Origin of the sequence: uncultured Cohaesibacter sp. (assembly GCF_963556055.3) — a bacterium.
In the GTDB taxonomy this organism is placed as follows: domain Bacteria; phylum Pseudomonadota; class Alphaproteobacteria; order Rhizobiales; family Cohaesibacteraceae; genus Cohaesibacter.
On the sequence record NZ_CAUVYE020000026.1, the window covers coordinates 31063 to 55434 of the forward strand.

Below are 24372 nucleotides of genomic sequence, written 5' to 3' on the forward strand. Positions count from 1 at the left end.
GAGACATGGGGCGCAGGTCGTCACTACTTCACACGATCATCGGCAAAGTCGCTCTTGCGAAATTCAAGGCTGAGTGCAAGCAAAGCGCAAATGGCCTGAGCCACATCCGGGCGGATATGAATGTGCCATGTCTGATGGGCAATCGGCTCTGGTGATGCGAAAGCAGCAGGATCAAGAACCTGAAGATTGGCACCAACTCGCGGATCTCGAACCGATTGATAACGAATGATCTCCGCCTGCGCTTCTCTTGCCTTGTCTGCGAGATCAAGACAGGTATTGAAGACCTGTTTGTTCGTCCAGAGGTCTGTATCCTTCGCCAAAGGATCAGACTGAGGCCTTGGTTTTTTGGCATGGGCTGGCCGCGATCGACGCTCCTTACTTCACCGAAATTTGAAGCATCTGCCTGAGGATGTGGATTGGACAATCTCGTATTATGGGGATGACCGCGAGCGCCAGAGGATAGAGGCAGCTGCTATCGAGATCAGCATACCCTCCGAGCGTGCGCACTTCGCCCTCCTGCGCGACCTATAGGCCTAGCCTCTACCTGGCCGTTAATCGGATGCTGATGCTTCGTCCCAACATACGAGGGATATGGGGTGAGGCCTTCTTGCTTATACCCGCAAAATTGCAGGCAACGCCAAAAGCCCGGTTGAATTGCCGGGTCGAGATGGGATCGATGCGGTTGCGACCGAGAAACAGCCCCCCCCTTCGGCCGAGCTTCCCGATAATAATCACGCAAGAGTTCAAGCAGGCTCGAAGACAACATAACTTGTCGATCCTTGCGGCCCTTACCTTGCTCAATCCGGATCAGCATCCGGTCACTGTCAATATCACTGATCTTGAGATGGGCGACTTCGCTCGCTCGTAGACCTCCACCATAAGCCACGCTGAATGCCGCGCGATACTTCAAGCCAGGTCCAGGGGCCGCTTCCAGAATGGCTACGACTTCTTCAACGCTCAATACAACGGGTATTTTCTTGGCCATTCTCTGATAACGCATGTGTCGCTTCATCTCGGGGCACGGGCAAGTGGTCGAAAAGAAAAAGCTCAACACTGTCAGCCGATTGTTATAGGTCGCAGCCCCGACGCCGTGATCCTTCATATCAAGCTGGAAAGCCCGCAATTCTTCAGGTGTTGCACTGTCGGGTGAATGACCCAGGAAGCGTGTGAACTCCTGCATGGCCCGCAGATACATCGTCTGTGTCTTGGGCATCAAACCCTTGATACGCATACCGGCCATTTGCTAGTCAGCGCTTGTTTCAACGAAGCTTTCCCATTGCTGCCATTCACGCAAACTGCAGCATTTTGATACAAGGAACTTCAGCAACGCGGACGTGGACGAAACCGCTCTCGCGGTATTGGTGCTCGCTGCGTTTTTTGTGCCTCATTCTGATTGCTGATTTTATAGATGATCCTGTCTGTCGTTGAATTGGGTTTTCTCAACCCAGCGACAGGAGATCTTCATGTCCAATCAACATATGCCGGCACTTCGCCTTCGTTTTCTCGAAGATATCGGCCGGCTACGTCACCGACCTTATTATGTTCAAATCACACCCACTCAAGTTGCGATAGGCGGCCAGATTTATGAGGGCCAGCTCGCGAACTGCCCCAGCAAGTTCGAGCTTGACACGAACCGCCCAAACCGATCGCTATCCGAATTTTCGGGCAAGAAGATCTTTGATGCGCTCGGGCTCTCGCCCCAATAGTCTTTCCAAGGTTGGATCAATCATCGCGAATTCTCCCTCCCGGGCAGCGCGATAATAGCCCGCCATAACGTTAATGACGCTGTCCGGAAGCCCATGACGCCGAGCATTCTCAACCATGGTGCTTTCGCTAATGAGACTCCGCTTGATGGTTTGGCCGACGATTTCTCCTGTCAGCCGTGCAAGATCCCCCATATCGAGTGCTTCACTGCCGACCAAAGGAGGTGTTGGGCCTTCGTGCGTTTCGTGACCGCTCAGGAACAGGGCGTCCACCTCGGCCAGGTCTTGGTGGGTCGTCCAGGCAACCTTGCCGTCCTCAGGGCCGGTCAGACAGCGGCTCTCAAGCCCTCTTGCATGCATACTGATGGCGCTATCAGCATAAAACCCGTGACGTAACGCCGTCCATGCGAGGCCGGAATGTGCCAGCATCGCCTCGGTCGCAGCGTGATCTCTGCCCGGAGGGAAGTGTGATTGTGAGTTGCTTGAGACCTGGCTGGTATAGAGCAATCGCTTCACGCCCAACTCCTTTGCCACAGCTATGGCTGTTTCATGTTGGGCCAGTGCATTGCCTCCGGATGCAGCTGCATTTGAAGACACAAGCAGCAGTCGCGCTGCACCGTCCCAAGCAGAGCGCAAACTGTCAGCATCGTTGTAATCGCCCTTTCTGACACGGACACCGCGAGCGGCAAGGTGAGAGAGCTTTTCTGGTTCTCGAACACTTACACCAATCTGCTCTGCTGGCACGAGGCGCAACAGCGCCTCCAAGACAAGTCCGCCAAGTTTTCCCGAGGCCCCGGTAACAACAAGCATTGTTCAATCTCCAATCGTAAGTTTGGTGGCACTGACGCCCAATTCATTTTAATTGTTCGACACAATGACTGTTTTCAAATAGTAAGATAAGAGAGCCAAATTCGAACAGGTTGTTCTGTATGGAGAGCAAAGTTTCCTTTGATGATCTAACCGTCCTGCTTGCCGTGCTTCGTGACGGGGGCTTTCGTGCGGCCGCCCGCCGACTTGGTGTTGCACCATCTAAGGTCAGTGCGACAATCTCGCGAATTGAGGCGCAGCTTGGTGTGCCGGTTTTGCGTCGCACGACCAGAAGCCTGCATCTCACCGATGAAGGAAAATTGCTTGTGGAGCGGGTTACACCGCTCTTGTCTGCCGTGGATGCCGCTTGTCTTGAGGTGGTCAATCTTGGCGGGCGGGTGAGAGGGCGTCTGAAACTGAATGTACCCGGTGCAGTAATGCCAGATATCCTGCCTCCACTGCTTGCCGAATATCGCCTCCAACATCCAGAGGTGGAGGTGGAGATCATGGTCGAAAACGATCTGGTGGATGTCGTAGCCGCTGGTTGTGATGCAGGTATCCGCTATGGCAGTGTGCTGGAACAAGACATGATCTCTATCCCGATCGGTCCTCGCACACAGCAGATGGCATTGGCTGTAGCCCCCACCTATTTTCAGGAACATGGCATGCCTCTTGAACCGGAGGATCTAACGGCACACAGGGCGATCCGGTACCGCCTGAAGGACGGCCCGCTGTTGCCTTGGACGCTGTGCCGAGAGGGGCAGTTCATCGAGGTAAAGCCAAACAATGCCCTCATCCTGAGTGTGAATGCAATTGACACGGGGCTGCGTTACACGAGAGCGGGTATGGGTATCATTCAGACATTCCGTAACTGGCTGGATGAGGATTTTGCCAACGGCAGGCTGGTGCCGGTTCTTCCAGATTGGTGGCCCGAGATGGATGGACCACGTCTTTACTATCCCAATCGGTCCGCGCCGCAGCCTCTGCGCAGCTTTATCGAAATTTGCCGGTCCACCGTTTAGATGTGTTGCTCTAGTTCCGTTTTAGATGTGCAAATTTGACAATACGATTGGGAGTGTGGCGAATGTCCGCTTCAAGGAAACTGCAATGCAGCATTCAAAGATTGGTCAATGCCCGTTCTGGGCCGCGAATGCAAGTCCCTTGCTTAAACCAATATTCCGGTATCCAACAACCATTGGCGGGAGCGGCATATGTCTTCGCCATTGTTCGCCCAACCATGACCTGCATTGAGATTATGCAAGGTTACTTTAGCATTTGCATTCGCGAGTTGAGATTTGAGGGTGATGGCCGCCTCGACCGTTCGCCTTTCGTCTCTCTGTCCAGACAAGATGAGGATTGGTTTGCAGCCCATGTCTTTAAATCGAAAATCTGTTGCTATCGGTTCTGGGCGCAATAGTATTGCCCCAGAAAATCGATCAGGTTCAAGAGACAGCAGCGCTTCAGAAAAGATGGCACCGCTGGAATAGCCAACAAGCATTATCTCGCTGAGGTGCCGCTTAACGAGCCACAATCTTGCCTGTTCCAGCAAACTCTCAGGATCAATCCGAAGGTCATCATCCCGTCTAAAAAAAGTGAAGCCGTCTTTCTCGACCAGCCCACCTCTGGGTAAAAATCTTGTACTGCCAGGAGCAATAGCATCAACAAATGGATCTAGGGATGTCTCAGTCTGACCAGATCCATGAAAGGCGACGATACATGACATAAGAGTTTCCAAGGTTCAAGATTGTTTGGAGAGATTTGACACAGCTTCTGATAATGGGCAACGGCTGGCACAATCGCTTCGCTGCGAATGGCAGGAATGCGGAATCTGCCCTGCGGCTTGTGGCAACCTGCAAATGACCGCATTGGGCCGCGAGAGCAAATCACAATCTAGATGACTGCCCTCAATCCGCTCGACAGGCGGCGGGTGTGTGCTTTGCGGGACTACCAACGGTCCGTCATTCCAGCCCCTTTCTTTCTTCTACGCGACTGCCGCTCGGGGTCGAACGCACGTAGAACCCTTGTGGAATAGCCTCCTGCACCAGCCCGACGTGCGAGATCAGGCCCACAGCCCGGCTGCCTTCTGTCAGCGCAGCAAGGACCTGGATCACTTGGTCCAGTGTGCCCGCTCCATTCTCTGTATCGAGGCTACCGAAGCCTTCGTCGATGAAAATCGTATCCATCCTGATTTTGCCCGACAGGTTCTCGACCACATCGGCGAGCCCGAGTGCGAGGGCCAGGGCAGCGATGAAGGTCTCGCCACCTGACAACGTGGCTGTCGGACGCGCCCTGCCGGTGTTGATGTCGAAGACCTCGATTTCGAGCCCACGCTTGCCGCGCCCACCCGATGTTTCGAGCCCGCGCGATAGCCGATAGCGACCGCGTGTCATAGGGTCGAGCCGCATATTCGCAGCTTCGAGCACCTGGTCGAACATGGCGCCAATCGCGAAAGTCTCGAGCGTCATCTTGAAATCGTTCTTGCCATTGGCCAGATCCGCCAGCCCCCGAAGGGGCCCGGTTTCGGACTCAAGCTGATCGGTTTTGGACAAGGCCTCAGCCAGTGTCTCCTTGAAATTGGTCAGGGACGATACATCCATTTCCGCTGTGGCAAGTGCAGTGTTGGCCGCGTTCAAGGTCTGAGTGGCGTTTGCCAATGCCAACTGAAGCGGGGCAAGGTCCGGGCGTTCACGATCCGCACAGGCAGCCTTTGCGTTCTGAAATGTCGTGCGAGCTGCGATCAAGCCATCGCGATGATCGGAAACAGTCTTGCTGTCGGTGTCGAGAGTTGGGAAATGCGCCTTGCAAGCATCATATCCCGCTTTGTCCAGCCCGACCTCGGCAAGTCGGGCGTCAAAATCACCTTGCGCCTTTTCCACCCGTTTAGTCTGCGCGTCGCACGTCCGCTTAGCTGCTTCAAGCTGCTCTTGCGCACGGGTTAGCGCTTCGCTGGTCGTTCTATCCTCCTGCGTCGCCACTTCCAGCGCCTCCGAGCGTTGGCTTTGCTCGCGTTGCAGAGCCTCCCGCCGTGCGGCAACAGCCTCGGGAGTGCGCAGCCCTTCCGGCAGGGCCTCGACCACCGTATCCCACTTGGCGCGCGCCTCCGCAAGAGTCGCCTCGGCCTTACCTGCAGCGGTGCGCGCTGTATTCGCGGTAGCTTCGACCCCAGTCACTTTCCGCTTGAGTTCGGCCAACTGTTCTGCCGCCGCGTTCAGGTCGACGGCCTCTCCAAGCTCCACAAAGGCGCCTTCCAGCCGGGTGATTTCAGCTTCGAGTTCTGTCAACGTTCGCTCAGGACGTTCCTGTTCCTCCAGCACCCGCTTCTTTTCGTCGAGCCGCGTTTGGCAATTTCCGAGTTCACTTTCCGCCCGAACCCTGGCTTCGGCTTCGGTTCTCGAAAGAACTTGCGCCTTACGAAACGCTTCGGTCAAACCTGATTCTTCGGGCGTACCACGGGCCGGCGTAGGATGGTCTAGGGAACCACAGACAGGGCATGGCGCACCTTTGGCCAATTTTTCGGCCAGAATGATCGCTTGAGTGCGCGAAAGCCTTGCTTCGGCTTCGACAAGGGTTGCGTCGGCGGCTTTCGCCGCTTTGGTCTTGGCCGTTAGGTCCTTCTCCGCCGCTTCAACCTGTCCCTCTGCCTTCTCGACATCCTTTTGCGCCTTTGCATGCACCTTCGCTTTGGACAGTTGCTGATTGGCTTCGGCCAATTCAACCGTCAGCTTGCCTCGCGTCGCCTCGGTCTTTCGCGCCTGTTCAAGCATCAGATCGATCGCATCGCGTTGAGACTGCAGTGTTTCGTGTGCGGCTACAGCCTTGGTCAGCGCCTTTTTCGCCAAATCTTCATCCGCCATAGCCTCGTCAAACGCTTTTCTTAGTTCCGCTGCCTGCTCGACCTGGTTCTCGATTCCCTCCAACCGTGCCAGGTCAGCTTGAATGGCCTGAAGTTTGCCCTCACCCGCTTTGGCCTCAACCAGTTTTTGCTCAGCCTCGTTCCGCGCTGAATTCGCTCCGACGAGCACCGCGTCTGCCTCGGTCACGGCTTTCGCCGCTTCTCGGCTGTCCCACTCCGCTTCGTGCCAGGCCGTTTCAAGATCACGAGCTTGCAAGGCATGCTTGACTGCCTCAACTCGACTGGCCAGAGCATCGACCTCACCTGTTTTTGCTTCGAATTCGTCGAGTGCCTGCCGTGCCATGTCGACAGCAGAAAAGGCTTTTTCGATCTGCTCGCCTTCGGTCAAAGCTTTACGCGCAGATTCGTTTGACATCTCCGCGTCCTGTTGAATGCCTCTCTTTTCTTCGACTTTGGCTTCGGCTGCGGCAATCCCGAGTTCCAGCGCTTCGGCGCTCTCGAAGCCACGTTCTTCGAGCCGAGCCACGTACAGAGCGCGCCGGTCGCGCAACTCTCGTTCTGCCTCTGAGGCTTCTTCCTTCAGCCGTGCGGCGAGATCGCGATAGATCTTCACATCGAAGAGATCCCGCAATATCTCGACCCGCGCATCGGTCTTTGCGGATAGGAACGTTTCAAACTTGCCTTGCGGCAAAAGCACAATCTGTCGAAACTGATCTGCCCCATAGCCCAGCAGTGTCTCGATCTGCTGCCCTACCAGCGAGACCTTTTTCTCAGCAATGACACGGCCAGACAGACCCGGGCCAAGCGTATCCACCGGGATACCCGTGGCGTCGAAAAGCGAGGCTTCCGCTGCGTCCTCGGTTGTTCCTTCCCCACGCGCTTTCGGGCGCTCTTGCGCCGGACGACGCCGGATCAGGTATGTCTTGGTGCCCACTTCAAAGACAAATTCGACTTCAGTAGGTAAATCCGGCGCGGAGTGATCTGAGCGCAGAGAACGTGTCTCTTGTTCGGTTTTTGTTGGAGCCCCGAAAAGCGCAAAAGAAATAGCCGAAAACAGCGTTGACTTCCCGGATCCTGTCTGCCCGTAGATTCCAAACAACCCCGTCTCAAGAGCGGAGCGGAAATCGACCACTTCGGTTGTCGCGAACGGCCCAAAGGCCTGAAGTGATAGCCGAATGGGTCTCATGTCTACTCCTCCCCGGATGCTGCTGCATGAAGTTTGTCAGCTACGATAGCAACTTCGTCTTCATTAGGCTCCCGACCGCGAACAACCATTATGAAGTCGCCAACCATCTCGATCGGCGTGATTGCTGCGCGCCCAACTCCTTGCATTTTGGTCTCCGCTGCATGCGCTTGTCGGGCGTAAGCCAGATGGCACGCATTGGGATAGGTGGCGCGCAACCGCTTCATCGGATCGACTAAAGGGTTCGTATCCGTCAGGATGGCCTGGATGAAATCTTCAGATGGCGTCCCTTCCAAAAGATCCGAGAATGCCCCGGTAAGCGAGCGCACCTGCCGGATTGGACGGAACGGTATGGTGCGGATTTCGACATCTTCAGGCGTTAGATCGACGATCGCCATGGATTTTTCATTTCCCGCCTCGTCGAAACCGAAAGCGAGCGGTGCTCCGGAATATCGAATATGGCGTGCGCCCACTTCCTGCGGCTTGTGCAAATGCCCCAGTGCAACATAGTCCGCGCCCTCGAAAACATCTGATGGCACGGTTTCGATGCCTCCGACCCTAGTTAGGGCGCGCTCCGTCTCGCCGACTGAACCGCCCGCGACAAAGGCATGAGCTACGACAACCCAGCGTGCCCCTTCGGGCACCTGCGCCCTCGCCGCGGATATCTGAGCTGCGATGACATCCGCTGGCGCGCTGATCCCCTCATCCCCAAACACCTCCCGCGCTGCGTATTCATAAGAAAAGGGCAGCGCGGAAAAGGCAACCTCGCCATATTCGTCGCACAACACAATCGGGGTTTCGACCGCGTCGGCGATACCACGCACCAACACCCTCGATGCTGTAGAGAAGACAGACATTGCTTCAATCCGGTCACCGGAGTCGTGGTTTCCCGAAATCATCACCACCGCGGCTCTGGTCTCCTCGGCTACGCGTTTGAGGAAGCGATTGAACTGTCGGATTGACGAATTAGGCGGCGAAGCACGATCAAATACGTCCCCTGCAATCACCAGAACATCGGCTCGCTCGCTCAAAAGCGCCTCCAGAATCTGGCTCAGTATGACCTCCTGATCTTCTTCGAGGCTCAAACCCATGAACTGTCGTCCCAGATGTAAATCTGCTGTATGAAGGATTCTCATTCTTACACCATCAATTTCTACACATGTAAAAAATAGATGGACAAGGGAGGCGAGTCAAGCTAGATTTGAACCATGACCTTCGATGACCTAAAATTTGCCCAGCGGACACGCCTGGAATACCTGGATAGACTGTTTTTCTGGGACGGTGCGGCGACACGCGCTTCCCTGATCAAACGGTTTGACATTTCGAATGCACAAGCCGCGCTCGATTTTCGTACATATCTCGCCAAAGCTCCTAAAGACGCGTTGCAGTATGACGCATCCTCACGCCAATATTTGGCTCATGAGAGCTTTGAGCGACTAACCGGAAGGGCGTCATCGTTGGAGTTTGAGCAACTCCTCTCCGGCGAACCATCTGCAGTATTCGATAGGTTGCCTGATCTGCAGCGCACCCAAGACATGCGTGTTCTACGACCGCTCTACCGTGCTTTCAGAGCCAAACAGGCAACGAAGATCGTTTATCAGTCGATGCGAGATCCAGAACCAATGACCCGCTGGATTGCACCTGTGCGTTTTGCCTCTGACGGGGTGCGACTGCATGTGCGCGCCTGGTGTTTTGAACGTGAGGGTTTCCGTGATTTCCATCCCGCTCGCATAGACGCAGATCGTTCTTTCGATGAAACCAAAGCGGCAGAAGAAGTTCCGCGTGACGATGATTGGTTTACCTGGGCCATCCTGAAGCTGAAGCCACATTCAAGATTGACCGACGCGCAACAACGAGTGGTTCGCGTTGAATTCGGGTTCACATCAGATGTCCTTGAGGTGAAAACGCGAAAAGCGCTTGCGTTCTATACAGAACGCCGATGGGGTCTTGAGCAAAAGGAACCTCGTCTTGAACGGGTCTGTATCGACTATGTTCCCATGAGCGAGGAGGAGATCAATGCAAATTGACATGCAACGTATTGATCCCTCCCTCAACATGAGCCGGTTCTATTCCGTTGAACTGATAAAAGATCTCTTCGGTCAACACGGTATCCATAGACAGTGGGGGCGCTTTGGGACATGGGGTCGGCATCGCCACTATTGGTATGCGACTCAAACCGATGCAGAAGCTGCTCTTTCCGATCTGGTCAAACTGAAGCTGGCTCGCGGCTATTTAATCAGGCTGTCTGTGTCAGAAATCTAAGAGGGATGGAATGTCGTTGTTTGGCAAATGGTCGCAGCAAGGTGTCCCCAAAAAAGGTTGGACCTGCATCGGATTTGAGGATCTAGGTGAACCCTCCACCCAATGTGAAATGTGCGAAAGTCAAGACATTCGGTATGTTCATCAGATGCAGCACCCTGACTATCCGGACATTCTCGAATGTGGTTGCGTTTGTGCTGGCAAGATGGAGGAAGACTACGCGGCCGCTTTGAAGAGGGAAACTGACGGCAAGAATTTGGCCCAACGCCGCGCGCGCTGGTTGACACGCAAATGGAAGATTTCGAAAAGTGGAAATCACTTTCTGAAAACGGATGGGTTCCACATCGTAATCTTCCCAAAGGCCGGTGGATGGAGCGGGACAATTACCCAGCTTAGCACCGGGCTCACAACGCACGCTCGCCGTCTTTACGACACTCAAGATAAAGCGAAGCTTGGCTCTTTCGACGGCATGGTCTGGCTAAAGAGGCACTGACGGTCGATTGTGACACCACGCTTCGGAAGACATCAAAGGCATAGAGAACCGGAGGTTCAGCCATCACATTCCTTCGTCCTTCTTCTCAATCTTCACGCAAACCAAAGCCTTTTGTCATATCCATTTTTCGAACTGTTGCGGGTTCTTCGGTGTCAGCCCGAACGCTGCAGATCTTTCTATGAATAGACGCCCGATTGAACCGACAGCAAGTAGGCAAGAACTCTGTCAGATTTGCGCTCCAACACCAAATCAAACGCAGTTTTTCCGGCCCAACCAGGAATTGGTTGATGTTTAATCCAAAGAGCCGCACGCTGATCAGACCCAGTCATCTCGCTTGCTAAGCTGAGAATGCGCATTAATGGGCGAATTGCTTCATTCAGCTTGCGCAAACCTGATTGCCGATAAAACGAATGTCGATCGATACCGGTCAACTTAGCCAATTCTGTCTGAGTGATTCCAAGTCTCTTGGCGAATGCTCGTGCAGATATGATCTGATTGTTGCTATCAAAGTGCGTGGACATGGTTGGGTAGCCTCTCTGCAAAGCAGGCCTTTGAAGTTCAGTCGAGATAAGCCAATTCTGTGATCATCTCTCGATCAATTCAAGCCTTTTGAACCACCAAAGGTTTGCCGAAAGCGATCATCTTGTGACAGATGGTTATCCAATTACCTGCAGTCAGGTCGACGAAAGCAGCTGGCTTTGGGCGGAATTTATCGCGATACGCCAGTGCCCATCCTTGTCCCGTAGGGCTTTTGTTATCCTTGGTCTGAGCAGAAAATCGGTGTCGGCTTCGCTGAAATAGTCGATTGCCGCCCGGGTAGAACGGCATTGCTCATGGCGTCACCGATCAGGCTCAGACTGTGCCGTCGAAAGCTTCAAAGGAAGAGCTTCATTAAAGAGCCCGCGCCCGTGTCAAATCTTCATGCTCAAAGGCGCTCGCCATGCGCTTGATCTCGGCAGGACGCGCACCGACATCTCTGGCTGTATCGCGCCAGGTTGCGGTCACGGTTGCCACTTCCTTGATGATGGTGCGAGCTTGTGCCAGCGTCAAAGCAAAATATCCCGAAGCTTCTTCCAATAGATCGAATGAACAAGTGCTTTCATCGAGATCGATGTTGGTTGACAGCACTCGAGCCTTGACGTCGGCGGGCACCGGATTAAGGTCATAGGCGGGAGAGAGTGACCAGCCAGATTTTCCAGACCAAAGAAAGCCGTGGTTGCGCAGATGATCGTCCACATTGGAGATCATCACATTCAAGACAACGCGACGATAGAGCGCCTGCGCATCGGTCTTTCCCTGAGCGCCATGTTCGGCAAGAACGTCAACGATCTCGGGATAGCTGCCGCGCTCACCATCCTTGGCACCCATCATGGCCATTGCCGTTAAAAAAGGAATTCGGACTGCACCATTGCGATCAAAGCGACGCGACAACATCACTTTCTTGCCCGCGACATCGACGAGTTTATGCATTGGTGTGACGATGCCAGCATCTTCTGCCAACAGCAGGGCGATCTCTTCCCACGTCTCTATGCTGTAATCATCGGTATCCTTGGGAAACTTGGCGATGGAGAGGTGGCCATGTTGGTCGACCACCGACGCCTTGGGCCGGGCACCGCCCAAGGAAGAGCCGGGGGCAAAGATGAGTTGAAGGTCTTCGTCGGTTTCTTCATCCAAGAGAATCCGTTCGGTAATCTGAAGCAAACGGCCAAGTTCGATGATCGCAGGCACTCCCGTCTGGATAGGTGCCAGGAATGTTTCTCCTCCGACCCTGCGGAATCGCAGTGCGCCAAGCCGGGTCTCATCGGCGACACCAAGAAGATAATCACTCTCGGTGAGGGTTCGGACGGTTCGGCCTTCTCGTTCGGCAAGGCGACGTTCTGAGCGTTGCATCAAACGGCGCCCCCATGTGTCGGGTGCAGAATCCCCGATAGAACCGAAGGTTGCGAACCCAGCAGGTGGTGCGAAAGCGCCGCGGCTCAAAGCAAGGGCGGGCTCCAGAGAAAACCTGGCGGGATCATCCAACCACGCATCGTCGTATTCAAAAAGAATGGTCTCTGTACCACGAACACGATTGCTCCGCGCCAGCCCTATCTGTCGCGTGCGACCATCCAGGTCGATATGGACTTCGAAATCAGTCATTTCGCGACGATCCGGTTAATCGCTTGAGATGGGCGTGTTTCGGCAGGTCGGCGCTGGCTAGAGCTTGCCCGACTCTGTCGTTGCTAATGTCGGCGATTTGGTTCAATCCATCCAGTAGCCCGAGAGCTTGCAAAACGCTGGCATAGATACCAATGCTGACGTTGGTGTCGCCAGCTTCGACCCTTTGTAAGGTGGAACGAGAGGTGAAGGCGCGTTCTGCAACAACGGCCATCGGAAGCCGTCTGCGTCGGCGCGCGTCATGAATGTCAGCCCCGAGCTTGCGCAACGCACGGCGTACGGCGGCAGGAGGGTTGTGTGGCGTTGGCATTTTGGCACCTTCGTTTTACAGATTAGCAAAATATGTAGCACGAAGATTACATTTCTTCAAGAAGCATTTCAACCGGCTTCTTCAATAGGAAGCGAAGGTTCGATCTTACCGCCACCTCAAGGACATCAACAGAGATGCTTCGGACTGCAGCAATTGTGGCGATTGTCGCTTTCACGTCTGAGTGTTCGCTGGGAACGACCATCAGTCTCGGGAAGTATCCACCAACTCATCACATGAGTAGCTAAGTCCGAGTGTTCATTGATTGGCTGAGTGAACTATTTGAGGCTCACACACAATTCTCCTAGGAGCGATAACGGACAGCCTCGAGAAACAAACGGAATGCGCGAGATGCCTGGTGGCGGTTGGGATAATACAGATGATAGCCTTCAGTTATCGGGCAGCTGTTTTCCAGAACGCGCACCAGTCGACCGTCTTCGATATAGGGAGCGATCAGGTCGTCGGGCAGATATGCAAGGCCGTGACCGTCGAGGGCGGAGTCAAGGATCGGCTTTACACTGTTGAAAGCCATCTGTCCGTTCACACGGACGTTCAGAATTTCCCCTTCGACTTCAAATCGCCACGGATAAAAAGCGCCCGAAGTCATCGAACGGCGGTTGATGCAGTTAAATTTCATCAAATCGGCAGGAACCTTCGGGCTTTCCACTCCAGCCAGATAAGATGGAGCCCCAACCACTGAAAAGTAAAAGTCTGGCCCGATCCGCATTGCGATCATGTCCTTGCTCACCGCATTGCCAAGCCTCACCCCCACATCAAGTCCTTGTTCCACGATATCCGTGAAGCCGTAGTCAATGACGAATTCGATCTGGATGTCTGGATAGAGCCGCAGAAACTCGTTTAGCTTTGGGCGGAAAATTGTGTCGATGACATAGTCATTACACGAGATCCTGATCTTTCCGACCGGATGATCCCTAAAATCTCCCAGACTCGACAGCTGTAGGTCGATTTGCTCAAAAAGAGGCCCTACTGACTCTTGAAGACGCTTGCCGGCTTCCGTCGTCGAGACATTCCGTGTGGTCCGCGTAAGAAGGCGAATGCCAAGGCGTTCTTCCAAACCGCGAACAGCGTGGCTGAGCGCGGACGTCGTAACGCCTTGCTTGGCCGCAGCCTTGGTGAAACTGCGCTCATGGGCAACAGCAAGAAAGGCAGCGATTTCAGTGTGGGGTCCAACAGCCATATTTGAATTTTCCTCAATAGTACATGTCTAATTTGCGGGATTATCGTTGTAATGGTCAAGCGCTATATTGCTTTCAAGAATGAAACAGGTAGCGGAACCGACACTCATCAAAGCAAATAAAAAGGCCATATCCTCCTTGCATATGGCGCGGTTCCGATTGCCTCTTTGAAAATCCTGATTTGGAGTAAACGCAATGCGCAAAGTAATCTTTGAAGAATTCGGCGGACCGGAAAAACTGCTCTTAAAGGACGCACCAGATCTGGTGCCGGGTGAGGATCAACTGTTGGTCGCGGTGGAAGCGGCTGGTGTGAACTATCTCGACATCACCCAACGCAGTGGAGCCTCTGCCGTTCATGTCATCAAACCTCCCTTTGTTCTCGGCCTTGAAGGCGTTGGCCGCATCCTTGCCATTGGTAGCGGCGCCGAAAACGCCAAAGACGGATTCAAGGTGGGCATGCGTGTCGCATGGATCGATGCGCCGTCTTCTTATGCCAGTCAGGTTCTTGTGCCTGCCTGTCGGGCGATTGTCGTGCCGGATGACCTGGAGGCGCATCAAGGCCTTCTGTTCCAGGCATTGACCGCACACTATCTGGTGCATGAATATCGGGCCATCCAGCCGGGAGACCGGGTTTTGGTTCATGCGGCATCCGGCGGACTGGGACAGTTGCTTGTGCAATGGTTCAAGCATCTGGGCGCCTTTGTGGTGGGCACCGTCTCCAGCGAAGAGAAGGCAGAGACCGTCCGCTCTGTTGGCGCCGATGCTGTCGTGATCTATGGCAATACCTATGATTTCAAAGATCAGGTCCTTGATCTTACACAGGGCAAGGGCGTCAATCTGGCAATCGATGGCATTGGTGAAAAAACACTGCTCAACACGATTTCCGTTCTCTCTCGTGGAGGAACGGCCGTTGCCATTGGAGCTGCCTCCGGGCCGATCCCGCAGATTACTCCGACGATCCTGACGCCTAAAGGGTTGCGCCTTGCGGGTGGGGCCGTCTTCAGTTGGGTTGCTGATCCTGTAGAACTGAAGGCACGAGCCGCTCAGGCGATCGAGGGTATCGAGGCGGGTTGGTTGAAGCTGGATGCGGCAACCTCCTACCCGCTTGATCAAGCCTCAAAGGCGCACGAAGACATCGAAAGCCGGCGCAGCAAGGGCAAAATCTACCTCATCCCCTGATCCCTGTTTCAAACCTCTCCGGAGAGCGTTTCTACTAAGAAGCAGGCTCTCCCGATTTTTGAGCAACGAACAAACAAGAAAGACAAAGCAAATGCTTATTGGATTGAAAGACAAAGTGGCCATTGTCACTGGTGGCGGAAATGGCATTGGACGCGGTATCACCGAGCGGCTCGTCGACGAAGGAGCCAAGGTGGTTATCGTGGGCAGAACGGAGAATACTCTTGTTGAGACCGCAAGCCAGTCTAACGATATTTCTTACAAACTTGCTGACATCAGCAAGACCGAAGACGTAACCCGCCTTCTCAAGGATGTCGTCGACCAATATGGCCGCCTTGATGTACTGGTCAACAATGCAGGCATGGCACCAGTGACCCCGTTCAGTAAACTGGACATGGTAGAATTTGACGCTGTATTTGCCACCAACGTACGCGGACTCGTTGACCTTTCGCTGCAAGCATTGCCTATGCTGAAGCAAAGCAAGGGCAGCATTATCAATATCTCCACATCCATCGTGGGAAAGCCGATGGCGAACATGTCGGTTTATGCGGCCAGCAAGGCTGCAGTCAACAGCTTCACCCGTGTTTGGGCAAAAGAATTGGCTGGAGACGGCGTACGCGTGAATTCCGTCGGTGTTGGTCCGATTTGGACATCCATCTACGAGAAAACCCAGCTTTCTGAAGAAGAAGCGCAGGCTCACGTTGAACGGGTCAAGCAAATCGTTCCGATGGGCCGTTTTGGTACCGTTGAGGAAGTGGCTTCGATCGTTGCTTTCTTGGCGTCAACAGAGGCCAGCTTTGTCACCGGAGCCGATTACGCCGTAGATGGTGGCTTTGCTGCTTGATGAAAGTTGCTGGGTGGCTCTGATCCGGTCGTATGGAACTGCAGGGAAGCAGGCCTTCGCGATCCAGCTATCGGCCAGACATCATCTGCCTTCGCTTCTTACGTAATGTTTCAAGCAAGATGCGAAAGGCAGGTTTTGTCTGTCGGGCACTTGGGTAGTAAATGTGATAGCCGGGATAAGGTGGTGTCCAGTCGGATAGCACCTGTACCAGACGCCCCTTTCTTATGTCCTCAGTGACCAAAGCTACAGGTGAAAAGGCAAACCCCAAACCGCGCAGAGCCGCAGAGCGGATTGGTAAGATGCTGTTGAAGGTCACGGACCCACTCACGGCGACTTCTTGCGTTTCATCGCCCTTCTCAAATTCCCAGGCATAGATGTTGCCGTAGGTCGGCAAACGCAAATTGATACATTGGTGATTGACAAGATCTGATGGCACTTGCGGGGGTACGCGATCCTTCAGATAGTCAGGTGCAGCCACCACTACAAGCTGGAGTTCCGGTCCTATGGGTAGGGCTATCATGTCTTTTGCAATCATGTTCCCAGATCGAATCCCGGCGTCAAATCGGTCGGCCACGATATCTGTGAGCCCAGAGTCAATGACGATTTCAATATGAATGTCCGGATAGGCTTTGCCGATCTCCTCGACGGTGGGCATGAGCACCGCTTCGACAGCATGTTCGTCGCAACTGATACGAAGGTTGCCGGCCGGTTTATCCCGCAACTCAGACAATCCCTCCAGATGCGTATCCAACTGCTCCAACATCGGAGAGAAGACAGACAGGAGGCGCTCCCCGGCCTCTGTTGTCATGATACGCCGCGTTGTCCGGTTGAGCAGTTGAACGCCCAGTTCGGCCTCAAGCTTTCTGATCGTGTGGCTGACCGCCGAGGTGGAAATGCCGATCTTTGCCGCCGCTGTCGTGAAGCTGCCCGCTTCGGCGACCGCAACAAACAAACTCAGATCATTCAGATTAGGTCGTTGCATTGTGAAATTTTACTCAACATATCATCCCATTTATCACATCTGGTTTTATAGCAATCCGCCACTAAATTGCCAATGACGAAAATAATCAGGGAGGGAGGCTCTGAGCTCACGAAACAGTCAGGACTACAGAATGAGTGAACAAAAACAACCAAACACGGCAGCTTGGGGTGCTGTCTTCGCTGTTGCGGTAGGTGTGGCGGCCCTGATTACAGTAGAATTCCTGCCCATAAGCCTGCTTACCCCCATGGCAGAAGGGCTCTCCATTTCCGAGGGTGTCGCCGGGCAATCCATTTCAGCAACAGCACTGATTGCGATCTTTTCCAGTCTGTTTGTCACCCCGCTCACCCGCGGTATCGATCGCCGTATCGTGGTGCTTGGCTTCTCAGTACTACTCACATTGTCGAGCATTATTGTCGCTTTGGCTCCGAATTTTGCCTGGCTGGTAATCGGGCGAATGCTCCTGGGATTGGCTCTGGGCGGCTTCTGGGCATTGGCGGCGTCTCTTGCCATGCGGTTGGTCCCTGGCAAGGACATTCCCAAAGCCCTATCTATCATTTTCGGCGGTGTTTCCGTATCCATGGTCGTCGCCGCTCCCCTGGGGAGTTATCTCGGTGCTGTTATAGGATGGCGGGGGGTGTTTCTTGCTGCATCTGCTTTCGGAGTAATCTGCTTTCTTTGGCAAGCGATTGCATTGCCATCCATGCCGGATCGATCTCGCAGCAATGTCTCGGCCATTTTCTCTCTTGCCGCAAGATCTGATGTAAGAGTGCCGATGCTGGCGATCTTCACTGTCTTCCGCGGCAACTTTGCCTTGTTCACCTACCTTCGACCATTTCTGGAGCAAGTCTCTCATTTTGATGTAGCAGCCCTATCGCTCATTTTGCTCGGTTTCGGCATCGCCAATTTCATCGGCACGACTTTTTCATCCTTGCCGCTCAAATACTCTTTGCATGGCACGCTTGCCATCGTGCCGATGGTGATGGGCGTGAACGCTGTTCTGATGGCAGTCTTTGGCACTCATCAGGTCGCGATCGCGATGCTGATATTGCTGCACGGAGCGGGCTCGGGGCTTGTTCCTGTGGCCTGGTCGACGTGGGTCACACGAGCGCTCGGAGATGAAGCGGAGGCTGCTGGAGGATTGCAAGTGGCAGTCATCCAATTGGCCAATATGGCAGGTGCCATGGCCGGAGGCTTTGCCTTCGATTCAATCAGCCAATTTGCCCCCATGGTGTTGGGTGGGATGTTGCTGACCCTCACTTTTCTGCTTGTCGGATTTGGCATGACACGTCGTGACAGAAAAGGAGCGGTCAATGCCTGAACCGCAATTTGCAAGGAAAGCAGCAGAGAACCGATCAACATCTGCTGGGATGCTACCGTTGTTGCAGGTCATGGGCGTCGTCCTTCTGGGCTTTGCGACCATAGGATTGGGACTTACAACTCTTCCAGTTCATCTCCACGATGGCCTGAAGTTTGCCCCTTTCATCGTGGGCGTTGTATCAGGTGCGCAGTTTTGTGCTGCCATCGTTACCCGGTTCTGGGCCGGCAATCTTTCTGATCGCAAGGGAGCGCATGTCGCTGTTCGGATCGGTCTTGCTCTTGCGGTAGCAAGCGGGGCTTTCTATTGCTTCTCCGTTTTTGCCGTGACGGACCGCCTGAATGCTCTGGTTCTGCTCCTGATCGGTCGCACTTTGCTGGGTGGAGCAGAAAGCCTGATCATCACCGGTGGCATTGCCTGGGGATTGGGACTGGTCAGCAGAGAACGCCATGGCAAGGCGATTTCTTGGGTTGGCATGGCCATGTTTGCCGCTCTTGCCTTTGGCGGCCCCATGGGTGGTTGGCTCTATGAGCAATTGGGGTTCGCTCCGATTGCAATCGCCACATTTCTGGCGCCTTGCCTGTTGCTAATCCTGACCAGTGCAATGCCAACAGTGCCAGCCGTTCGCACCCAAAGGGGCGGTATTGTCAAAGTGATGCGTGCGGTTGCGCTTCCCGGCTTCGCCTTTGCTCTGAGCGGCATGACCTACGGCGCAATGATCACATTCATAACATTGCTCTTTGCCGACAGGCAATGGACCGGGCAAACTCTCGCCTTTAGCCTGTTTTCCATCTGCCTGATTGTTGCGCGTCTTGTTGGGGGGGGATTGCCTGATCGTGTTGGCGGGGCGCGTCTTGCCAAATGGTGTCTATTGCTTCAGGCAGCCGGACTGTTGCTGATCTATCTCGCACCGGAACTGACCGTGGCGCTTCTGGGCGTCGCTGCCACAGGGATGGGCTTTTCGCTGGTGTTTCCCAGCCTCGGGTTGGAGGCCATGAAACGGTCTCCCCCAGATGCCCGTGGCATGGCGATGGGTCTTTACAACGCCTATCTTGATATCTCACTTGGGCTGTTCAGCCCGGCACTGGGATTGGCAGCCCAATGGTTTGGCTTCGAAGCCGTATTTCTGCTTTCAGCAGTGGCAGCCGCCAGTGCCATCCCGCTGGTTAGCCTCATGACATCGAGAACAGAAGTGTCAGAGCTTGCAGTGACGTGAACCTAAGGTTTTCGCGGGGTGTTCTCGACCAGATAGTCAATCAACGCGCGGATGCGTTTGGCGCGCTGGCTGTTTTGCGGAAAATAGAGATAAACCGGAGGGTAGGTCCGCCAATGGGGCTCAAGCACCGGCAGCAGGGTATCACGATCTGGCAGCCTGTCGTAAAGTGGCTCAAACAGGCGGCCAATCCCGAGGCCCTCGCGTATAGCGTCGGTGATCACCTCGGTATCATTGGTAACCAGCCGTGATGGCATGTCGATAGTTAGCTCTTCGCCATCCCGCTCAAGGATCAGCGGCAGGATACGGTTTGCCGTGATGAAGCGGTAACCGATCAGCTTGTGGCTCGACAGGCCTGCCGGATCATCAGGAAGATCATGACACCGAACATAGGCTTCAGAAACATAGAGCCCTTCCCGGAAAGGATCCATCAGGCGGCGAGCTACCATGCCTTCTTCAAGCCGGTCACCAAATCGGATGCCCATGTCGAACCCCTGCTCAAGAATATCGATGGTACCGTCGTAGAGGGATATCTCGAGGCTGATGTCAGGGTAGGCTTTGCAGAAGCGACCAAGCAAGGGTTTCAGAACCGTAAGATAGGCGAAACGGGCAACCGTGATGCGCACAGTCCCGCTCGGAGTCTGGCCCAGATCCTGAACGCTCTCGACCGCAAAGCGCAAGGATTGCAAGGCATCGCTCGTGCGATTGAGCAGCATCTGCCCTGCTTCAGTGATCTCCAACCGTCGGGTGGTGCGGTTGAATAGAGGCACGCCCATGGTCTCTTCCAGCGCCTTGAGAGACTTGCTGATCGCGGGCGACCCAAGCTCCAACCGCCGGGCTGCGCCAGCGATGCTGCCCTCTGCGGCAATTTCCTGAAACACCGTCAGCTGACCATAGAGTGCATTGTCCATCGGCATGTCGTCTCTCCAAACTCTTTCCAATATGGAAATAATAATTTCGCAGATAGCGATCTAATCGTCAAGAGTTCGACATGCTATATCCGCTTCATCAAACCCGACACGACACATTCAAGGAATACAACAATGACAAAAATACTGGTCATTTCCGGCCATCCCAATCTGGAGGCATCGCTTGCAAACCGCACCATTCTGGGGTGACTTGCAAGATGAGGCGGGCCTCACGATCGAGACCAGATATCTCGATCGCCTCTATCCTGACTTCAACATTGATGTCGCGGCCGAACAGGCAGCTCTGGTCTCTGCTGATGTCATCGTCTGGCAGTTCCCCTTCTACTGGTATGCCCTTCCGGCCTTGATGAAGAAATGGGTCGATGACGTGCTGGTCTTTGGCTTTGCCCATGGAGTGGGCGGCGACAAGCTACAAGGCAAGAAGATGGTTCTCTCCTTCACGACGGGGGCAGGGGCAGAACTCTATAATCATGGTCAGGCGATGAACTTCACGGTCGAGGAATTCCTGCCGCCATTGCGCCAGACTGCCAGCCTTTGCAGCATGGAGCTGCAACAGCCGATCTATTCCAATGGCATGAGCTTCATTCCCGGTGTCAGTTCCGACGAGCATAAAGCCGAGGTCGAAGCACGCGCCCATAATCATGCCGACCGGCTGATGGCCCTGATCCGCACTCTCTGAACAAAGCTTTACTCCGAAAAGGAAAGCCCAATGAGCAAACCAGCCTATTTCGTCCTCGAAATCGCCATTCACGATGAGGAGGGCATGAAGCCCTATCTCGAGAATGTCGGGGCGACAATTGCCGCCTATTCTGTCGAGCCCCTCGCCAATGGTGGCAAAATTGTTCCTCTGGAAGGCGAAGCACCCAATGGCAAGGTCGTCATGCTGAAATTCGACAGCATGGACGATGCCCGATCCTGGTACGCCTCGCCGGCTTATCAGGAAGTTTTGAAGCATAGGCTCGCCGCAGCAGACAACCGGGCCTACTTCGTTGAAGGCCTGTAACCCGGACCATACAGATCAAGGGAATTGAAAAATGCAGAATAATATCGAAAACAAGACCGTCATCATCACCGGGGCCTCTTCCGGCATTGGCGAAGCCACCGCAAAACAGCTCGCATCCAAAGGGGCCAAAGTCGTTCTCGGCGCACGACGCGCTGACAAGCTTGAGCAGATCGTTACAGACATCACCTCAGCCGGTGGCGAAGCCATCTATCAGGTGCTCGACGTGGCCAGTCAGGCCGAGAACGACGCCATCGTGAAACTGGCAAAGGAAACCTTTGGCCGCGTTGATGCCATTTTCCTCAATGCCGGTCTGATGCCAAGCTCTCCCGTCTCTGCGCTGAAGACCGATGAATGGCACCGCATGGTCGATGTCAACATTACCGGTGTGCTGAATGGTGTGGCAGCTGTCATGCCTGAATTCACCGCTCAGAAATCCGGTCACATTCTGGCGACCTCGTCCGTTGCCGGTCTGAAGGCCTATCCGAATGCGGCCGTTTATGGCGGCACGAAGTGGTTCGTCCGTTCCTTCATGGAAGTATTGCGTATGGAATCTGCCATGGAAGGCACCAACATCCGCACGGCAACCATCTATCCGGCAGCCATCAACACCGAGCTGCTCGAAACCATCAGCGACAAGGGCACTCAGGAAGGCATGAAGGCGCTCTATGACACCTACGGCATCTCACCTGACCGGATCGCCGATGTCGTCAGCTTCGCTCTCAATCTGCCAGCAGATACCACTGTCAATGAATTCACTGTCGGACCGGCAAACCAGCCCTGGTAATGCATGAAGCCTGCCTATAGCCGGAGGGGAGGGCAGGCCAACACGGCCAATGACAAGGTCGGACTGGCGGGCTGCCAACAAGTTGAAACAGTCTTCTCCAAAGGCTGCCCGCCCCACTTATACAAGAGTTTATCATGTCAGAAACAAAGAAAATCGCTCTCATCACGGGTGCCAACAAGGGCATCGGATTTGAAATCGCAACCAAGGTCGGATTGTCCGGTGCTTTGGTTTACATTGGTGCTCGCAACAGGGAACGCGGCATTGCCGCCGTTGAAAAGCTGGCAAAGATGGGCATTGATGCTCGCCATGTCTTGCTGGATGTTACCGATGTGGCGTCGGTTGAGGCCGCTTTCCAAACCATCGCCGATGCGCATGACCATCTCGACATTCTGGTCAACAATGCCGGTCTGATCGATCCGAAGGACACCGTCCCAAGTGCCATCGATCTGGACGTTATCCGCCATACCTTCGAGACCAACTTCTTTGGTGCGGTTCAAGTGGCCAAAACCATGTTGCCGCTGTTGCGCAAGGCCCCGTCTGGACGCATTGTCAACATCTCGAGCGGTCTCGGCTCTTTGGCACTCAACGAAGACCCGACATGGGAATTCGCCAATACCAAACTGATTGCCTACAATGCGTCAAAAGCTGCGCTCAACATGCTGACCGTTCAGCTTGCATGGGAGTTGCGCAATACCAACATCAAGGTGAATGCTGCAAACCCGAACTTCACTGATACCGATCTGGTTCCGGGAGTTGTTGGCGCCCAGCCCATCGAGGACGGCGCAAAAACAGCAATCGAGCTGGCACTCCTGCCTGATGACGGCCCAACCGGCGGTTTCTTCGAGAATGGCGAACGGTTGCCATGGTAACAGAACGAGCGATCCCTTGTGTCACTCAGATGCAAGAGATCTTCTCATTCTCCTATCCCGCTCCCCGCCCAAATTGAGACCTCAATTGACCAAACAAGTTTCACAAAAACCCGCGTCGGTTGGCATGTCCAATCGCCTCGTTCTTCTTTTCGCCCTTGCAGGTGGCATTGCAGTGGGCAACCTCTATTGGGCGCAACCGCTACTCACGGAAATGGGAAACAGCCTGAAGGTGGGTGAGGCAAGCGCCAGCCTGCTTGTAACCATCACCCAGATTGGTTACGCGCTTGGCGTCTTTCTCATCGTCCCGCTGGGTGATGTGGTCAACCGGCAAAGACTTGTGCCAGTGCTGGTCGTCTGCTCATCCGTGGCATTGGCTGCCTGTGCCCTCGCGCCTTCCTATTCGTTTCTGACGATCGGGCTTTTGGCCGTTGGTCTCTCAACGGTCACCGGCCAGCTTCTCACACCCCTTGCTGGCGATCTGGTCGAGCCGGACCGGCGCGGAAAGGTGATCGGTCAGATCGTTTCCGGCCTGCTGACCGGCATCCTGCTATCAAGGACCATCAGTGGCTTTGTCGGGGATTTGCTTGGCTGGCGAGCCATCTACTGGATCGCCGCCCTGGTCTCGATGATCATTGGTGTGGTTCTGTTTGCCGCTCTGCCCCGAGACACCAAACGCCAGGGCCTTTCCTATCCATCCCTGCTGAAGTCCGTCTTCACTCTGGTCCGACGCTATCGGACGGCGCAGATCACATTGCTTCTTGGCGCAATCGTCTTTTGCGTCTTCAGCATGTTCTGGACCGGACTGACCTTCCTTCTCAGCACACCTCCTTTTTCCTATTCGTTATCACAAATTGGTCTGGTGGGCCTTGCCGGGTTGGCTGGCGCTCTTGCTGCGCAACGGTCCGGCGTGTTGCACGACAAAGGCCTTTCGGTTATCGCCACAGGCGTTGCGCTGATCATAGCGCTTTGCGCTCTTGCCATCGCAGGGCTTGGCAAGGCGACCATCATCACAATTCTTGTGGCCGTGCTGGTGTTTGATATTGCGGTTCAAACGATGAATGTTCTCAACCAGACACGCCTGTTCTCTGTCGATGCCTCCGCGCGCAGCAGGCTCAACACCGCTTTCGTCAGCTGCAATTTCATCGGAGGGTCAATAGGCTCCTCGCTGGCAGGCTTATTGTGGGAACACGGCGGTTGGAAGAGTATCATTCTTATCGCAATGTGCCTTCTTTCATTGGCCTTTATCCTCTGGTGGACGGCCAAGGCTGATCTTCAGGGTTAGTTGTCGATGCTTGACAC

25 protein-coding genes are annotated in these 24372 nt (G+C 54.5%); 13 read left to right on the plus strand and 12 right to left on the minus strand.

What is annotated here, in order from left to right; all coding sequences use genetic code 11:
• Positions 1 to 23 precede the first annotated feature (23 nt).
• The 3 genes from ACHZB8_RS17280 to ACHZB8_RS17290 all read right to left on the minus strand — a co-directional run bounded on the left by ACHZB8_RS17280 (position 24) and on the right by ACHZB8_RS17290 (position 2513).
• Positions 24 to 320 (minus strand): RES domain-containing protein, encoded by a 297-nt coding sequence (locus ACHZB8_RS17280; protein ID WP_316862147.1) that lies wholly within the window; start codon positions 318 to 320, stop codon positions 24 to 26.
• Positions 321 to 481: 161 nt separating this feature from the next.
• Entirely contained in the window at positions 482 to 1240 is a 759-nt protein-coding gene (locus ACHZB8_RS17285; protein WP_316862148.1) for a tyrosine-type recombinase/integrase, read from the minus strand.
• Between the two features lie 409 nt (positions 1241 to 1649).
• On the minus strand, positions 1650 to 2513 hold the full coding sequence (locus tag ACHZB8_RS17290; protein WP_316862150.1) for an NAD(P)H-binding protein: 864 nt from the start codon (positions 2511 to 2513) through the stop codon (positions 1650 to 1652).
• Positions 2514 to 2632: 119 nt separating this feature from the next.
• On the opposite strand from ACHZB8_RS17290, the gene ACHZB8_RS17295 reads away from it, so the two are divergent.
• Positions 2633 to 3532 (plus strand): LysR family transcriptional regulator, encoded by a 900-nt coding sequence (locus ACHZB8_RS17295; protein WP_090075567.1) that lies wholly within the window; start codon positions 2633 to 2635, stop codon positions 3530 to 3532.
• Positions 3533 to 3675: 143 nt separating this feature from the next.
• Here the strand turns inward: ACHZB8_RS17295 and ACHZB8_RS17300 are convergent, their stop codons facing one another.
• The 3 genes from ACHZB8_RS17300 to ACHZB8_RS17310 form a co-directional block, all read right to left on the minus strand.
• Positions 3676 to 4233, minus strand: a complete 558-nt coding sequence (locus ACHZB8_RS17300) for a dienelactone hydrolase family protein (RefSeq protein WP_316862153.1) — start codon at positions 4231 to 4233, stop codon at positions 3676 to 3678.
• 235 nt (positions 4234 to 4468) lie between these two features.
• Positions 4469 to 7549, minus strand: coding sequence for an SMC family ATPase (locus ACHZB8_RS17305; RefSeq protein ID WP_316862155.1), 3081 nt, complete (start codon positions 7547 to 7549; stop codon positions 4469 to 4471).
• A gap of 2 nt (positions 7550 to 7551) precedes the next feature.
• Entirely contained in the window at positions 7552 to 8682 is a 1131-nt protein-coding gene (locus tag ACHZB8_RS17310; RefSeq protein WP_316862157.1) for an exonuclease SbcCD subunit D, read from the minus strand.
• Positions 8683 to 8754: 72 nt separating this feature from the next.
• On the opposite strand from ACHZB8_RS17310, the gene ACHZB8_RS17315 reads away from it, so the two are divergent.
• The 3 genes from ACHZB8_RS17315 to ACHZB8_RS17325 are packed head-to-tail and all read left to right on the plus strand — an operon-like array spanning position 8755 to position 10298.
• Entirely contained in the window at positions 8755 to 9573 is an 819-nt protein-coding gene (locus ACHZB8_RS17315; RefSeq protein WP_316862158.1) for a WYL domain-containing protein, read from the plus strand.
• Positions 9563 to 9808: a WGR domain-containing protein gene (locus ACHZB8_RS17320; protein ID WP_316862160.1), complete on the plus strand. Its 246-nt coding sequence runs from the start codon at positions 9563 to 9565 to the stop codon at positions 9806 to 9808. Before ACHZB8_RS17315 ends, ACHZB8_RS17320 begins: the two co-directional genes overlap by 11 nt.
• 10 nt (positions 9809 to 9818) lie before the next feature.
• Positions 9819 to 10298: a hypothetical protein gene (locus tag ACHZB8_RS17325; protein WP_316862162.1), complete on the plus strand. Its 480-nt coding sequence runs from the start codon at positions 9819 to 9821 to the stop codon at positions 10296 to 10298.
• Positions 10299 to 10474: 176 nt separating this feature from the next.
• Here ACHZB8_RS17325 and ACHZB8_RS17330 read toward each other — a convergent pair whose 3' ends face one another.
• From ACHZB8_RS17330 to ACHZB8_RS17345, 4 genes are all read right to left on the minus strand, one after another.
• Positions 10475 to 10819, minus strand: coding sequence for an antitoxin Xre/MbcA/ParS toxin-binding domain-containing protein (locus ACHZB8_RS17330; RefSeq protein WP_316862164.1), 345 nt, complete (start codon positions 10817 to 10819; stop codon positions 10475 to 10477).
• 370 nt (positions 10820 to 11189) lie between these two features.
• Positions 11190 to 12437, minus strand: a complete 1248-nt coding sequence (locus ACHZB8_RS17335; protein WP_316862166.1) for a HipA domain-containing protein — start codon at positions 12435 to 12437, stop codon at positions 11190 to 11192.
• Positions 12430 to 12765: a helix-turn-helix transcriptional regulator gene (locus ACHZB8_RS17340; RefSeq protein ID WP_316862167.1), complete on the minus strand. Its 336-nt coding sequence runs from the start codon at positions 12763 to 12765 to the stop codon at positions 12430 to 12432. Before ACHZB8_RS17340 ends, ACHZB8_RS17335 begins: the two co-directional genes overlap by 8 nt.
• Positions 12766 to 13066: 301 nt before the next feature.
• Positions 13067 to 13960 (minus strand): LysR family transcriptional regulator, encoded by an 894-nt coding sequence (locus ACHZB8_RS17345; protein WP_316862169.1) that lies wholly within the window; start codon positions 13958 to 13960, stop codon positions 13067 to 13069.
• Positions 13961 to 14153: 193 nt separating this feature from the next.
• Between ACHZB8_RS17345 and ACHZB8_RS17350 the strand changes: the two genes are divergently transcribed.
• Positions 14154 to 15137, plus strand: coding sequence for a quinone oxidoreductase (locus ACHZB8_RS17350; protein ID WP_316862171.1), 984 nt, complete (start codon positions 14154 to 14156; stop codon positions 15135 to 15137).
• 91 nt (positions 15138 to 15228) lie between these two features.
• Positions 15229 to 15978 carry an SDR family oxidoreductase gene (locus ACHZB8_RS17355; protein ID WP_316862173.1) on the plus strand — a complete coding sequence of 250 codons (750 nt, stop codon included), beginning with the start codon at positions 15229 to 15231 and terminating at the stop codon, positions 15976 to 15978.
• Positions 15979 to 16045: 67 nt separating this feature from the next.
• On the opposite strand, the gene ACHZB8_RS17360 is transcribed toward ACHZB8_RS17355, so the two are convergent.
• Positions 16046 to 16960: a LysR family transcriptional regulator gene (locus tag ACHZB8_RS17360; RefSeq protein ID WP_316862175.1), complete on the minus strand. Its 915-nt coding sequence runs from the start codon at positions 16958 to 16960 to the stop codon at positions 16046 to 16048.
• 130 nt (positions 16961 to 17090) lie between these two features.
• On the opposite strand from ACHZB8_RS17360, the gene ACHZB8_RS17365 reads away from it, so the two are divergent.
• A complete protein-coding gene (locus ACHZB8_RS17365) occupies positions 17091 to 18278 on the plus strand; it encodes an MFS transporter (RefSeq protein ID WP_316862179.1) in 1188 nt (395 codons plus the stop codon).
• A complete protein-coding gene (locus tag ACHZB8_RS17370) occupies positions 18271 to 19491 on the plus strand; it encodes an arabinose transporter (protein WP_316862181.1) in 1221 nt (406 codons plus the stop codon). Before ACHZB8_RS17365 ends, ACHZB8_RS17370 begins: the two co-directional genes overlap by 8 nt.
• A gap of 2 nt (positions 19492 to 19493) precedes the next feature.
• Here the strand turns inward: ACHZB8_RS17370 and ACHZB8_RS17375 are convergent, their stop codons facing one another.
• Entirely contained in the window at positions 19494 to 20405 is a 912-nt protein-coding gene (locus ACHZB8_RS17375) for a LysR family transcriptional regulator (protein ID WP_316862182.1), read from the minus strand.
• 175 nt (positions 20406 to 20580) lie between these two features.
• Between ACHZB8_RS17375 and ACHZB8_RS17380 the strand changes: the two genes are divergently transcribed.
• The 5 genes from ACHZB8_RS17380 to ACHZB8_RS17400 all read left to right on the plus strand — a co-directional run bounded on the left by ACHZB8_RS17380 (position 20581) and on the right by ACHZB8_RS17400 (position 24355).
• Positions 20581 to 21096 carry an NAD(P)H-dependent oxidoreductase gene (locus ACHZB8_RS17380; RefSeq protein WP_316862183.1) on the plus strand — a complete coding sequence of 172 codons (516 nt, stop codon included), beginning with the start codon at positions 20581 to 20583 and terminating at the stop codon, positions 21094 to 21096.
• Positions 21097 to 21126: 30 nt separating this feature from the next.
• Positions 21127 to 21420 (plus strand): DUF1330 domain-containing protein, encoded by a 294-nt coding sequence (locus ACHZB8_RS17385; RefSeq protein ID WP_316862184.1) that lies wholly within the window; start codon positions 21127 to 21129, stop codon positions 21418 to 21420.
• A 31-nt stretch (positions 21421 to 21451) separates the two neighbouring features.
• Entirely contained in the window at positions 21452 to 22204 is a 753-nt protein-coding gene (locus ACHZB8_RS17390) for an SDR family oxidoreductase (RefSeq protein WP_316862186.1), read from the plus strand.
• A gap of 134 nt (positions 22205 to 22338) precedes the next feature.
• Positions 22339 to 23073 carry an SDR family oxidoreductase gene (locus tag ACHZB8_RS17395; RefSeq protein ID WP_316862187.1) on the plus strand — a complete coding sequence of 245 codons (735 nt, stop codon included), beginning with the start codon at positions 22339 to 22341 and terminating at the stop codon, positions 23071 to 23073.
• Positions 23074 to 23158: 85 nt separating this feature from the next.
• Positions 23159 to 24355 carry an MFS transporter gene (locus ACHZB8_RS17400; RefSeq protein ID WP_316862189.1) on the plus strand — a complete coding sequence of 399 codons (1197 nt, stop codon included), beginning with the start codon at positions 23159 to 23161 and terminating at the stop codon, positions 24353 to 24355.
• Positions 24356 to 24372: the final 17 nt, after the last annotated feature.

Coding starts and splice junctions, on each gene's coding strand:
- ACHZB8_RS17285 (WP_316862148.1), bottom strand. CDS start 1,240: ATGGCCGGTATGCGTATCAAGGGTTTGATGCCCAAGACACAGACGATG.
- ACHZB8_RS17290 (WP_316862150.1), bottom strand. CDS start 2,513: ATGCTTGTTGTTACCGGGGCCTCGGGAAAACTTGGCGGACTTGTCTTG.
- ACHZB8_RS17295 (WP_090075567.1), top strand. CDS start 2,633: ATGGAGAGCAAAGTTTCCTTTGATGATCTAACCGTCCTGCTTGCCGTG.
- ACHZB8_RS17300 (WP_316862153.1), bottom strand. CDS start 4,233: ATGTCATGTATCGTCGCCTTTCATGGATCTGGTCAGACTGAGACATCC.
- ACHZB8_RS17305 (WP_316862155.1), bottom strand. CDS start 7,549: ATGAGACCCATTCGGCTATCACTTCAGGCCTTTGGGCCGTTCGCGACA.
- ACHZB8_RS17310 (WP_316862157.1), bottom strand. CDS start 8,682: ATGAGAATCCTTCATACAGCAGATTTACATCTGGGACGACAGTTCATG.
- ACHZB8_RS17315 (WP_316862158.1), top strand. CDS start 8,755: ATGACCTTCGATGACCTAAAATTTGCCCAGCGGACACGCCTGGAATAC.
- ACHZB8_RS17320 (WP_316862160.1), top strand. CDS start 9,563: ATGCAAATTGACATGCAACGTATTGATCCCTCCCTCAACATGAGCCGG.
- ACHZB8_RS17325 (WP_316862162.1), top strand. CDS start 9,819: ATGTCGTTGTTTGGCAAATGGTCGCAGCAAGGTGTCCCCAAAAAAGGT.
- ACHZB8_RS17330 (WP_316862164.1), bottom strand. CDS start 10,819: ATGTCCACGCACTTTGATAGCAACAATCAGATCATATCTGCACGAGCA.
- ACHZB8_RS17335 (WP_316862166.1), bottom strand. CDS start 12,437: ATGACTGATTTCGAAGTCCATATCGACCTGGATGGTCGCACGCGACAG.
- ACHZB8_RS17340 (WP_316862167.1), bottom strand. CDS start 12,765: ATGCCAACGCCACACAACCCTCCTGCCGCCGTACGCCGTGCGTTGCGC.
- ACHZB8_RS17345 (WP_316862169.1), bottom strand. CDS start 13,960: ATGGCTGTTGGACCCCACACTGAAATCGCTGCCTTTCTTGCTGTTGCC.
- ACHZB8_RS17350 (WP_316862171.1), top strand. CDS start 14,154: ATGCGCAAAGTAATCTTTGAAGAATTCGGCGGACCGGAAAAACTGCTC.
- ACHZB8_RS17355 (WP_316862173.1), top strand. CDS start 15,229: ATGCTTATTGGATTGAAAGACAAAGTGGCCATTGTCACTGGTGGCGGA.
- ACHZB8_RS17360 (WP_316862175.1), bottom strand. CDS start 16,960: ATGCAACGACCTAATCTGAATGATCTGAGTTTGTTTGTTGCGGTCGCC.
- ACHZB8_RS17365 (WP_316862179.1), top strand. CDS start 17,091: ATGAGTGAACAAAAACAACCAAACACGGCAGCTTGGGGTGCTGTCTTC.
- ACHZB8_RS17370 (WP_316862181.1), top strand. CDS start 18,271: ATGCCTGAACCGCAATTTGCAAGGAAAGCAGCAGAGAACCGATCAACA.
- ACHZB8_RS17375 (WP_316862182.1), bottom strand. CDS start 20,405: ATGCCGATGGACAATGCACTCTATGGTCAGCTGACGGTGTTTCAGGAA.
- ACHZB8_RS17385 (WP_316862184.1), top strand. CDS start 21,127: ATGAGCAAACCAGCCTATTTCGTCCTCGAAATCGCCATTCACGATGAG.
- ACHZB8_RS17390 (WP_316862186.1), top strand. CDS start 21,452: ATGCAGAATAATATCGAAAACAAGACCGTCATCATCACCGGGGCCTCT.
- ACHZB8_RS17395 (WP_316862187.1), top strand. CDS start 22,339: ATGTCAGAAACAAAGAAAATCGCTCTCATCACGGGTGCCAACAAGGGC.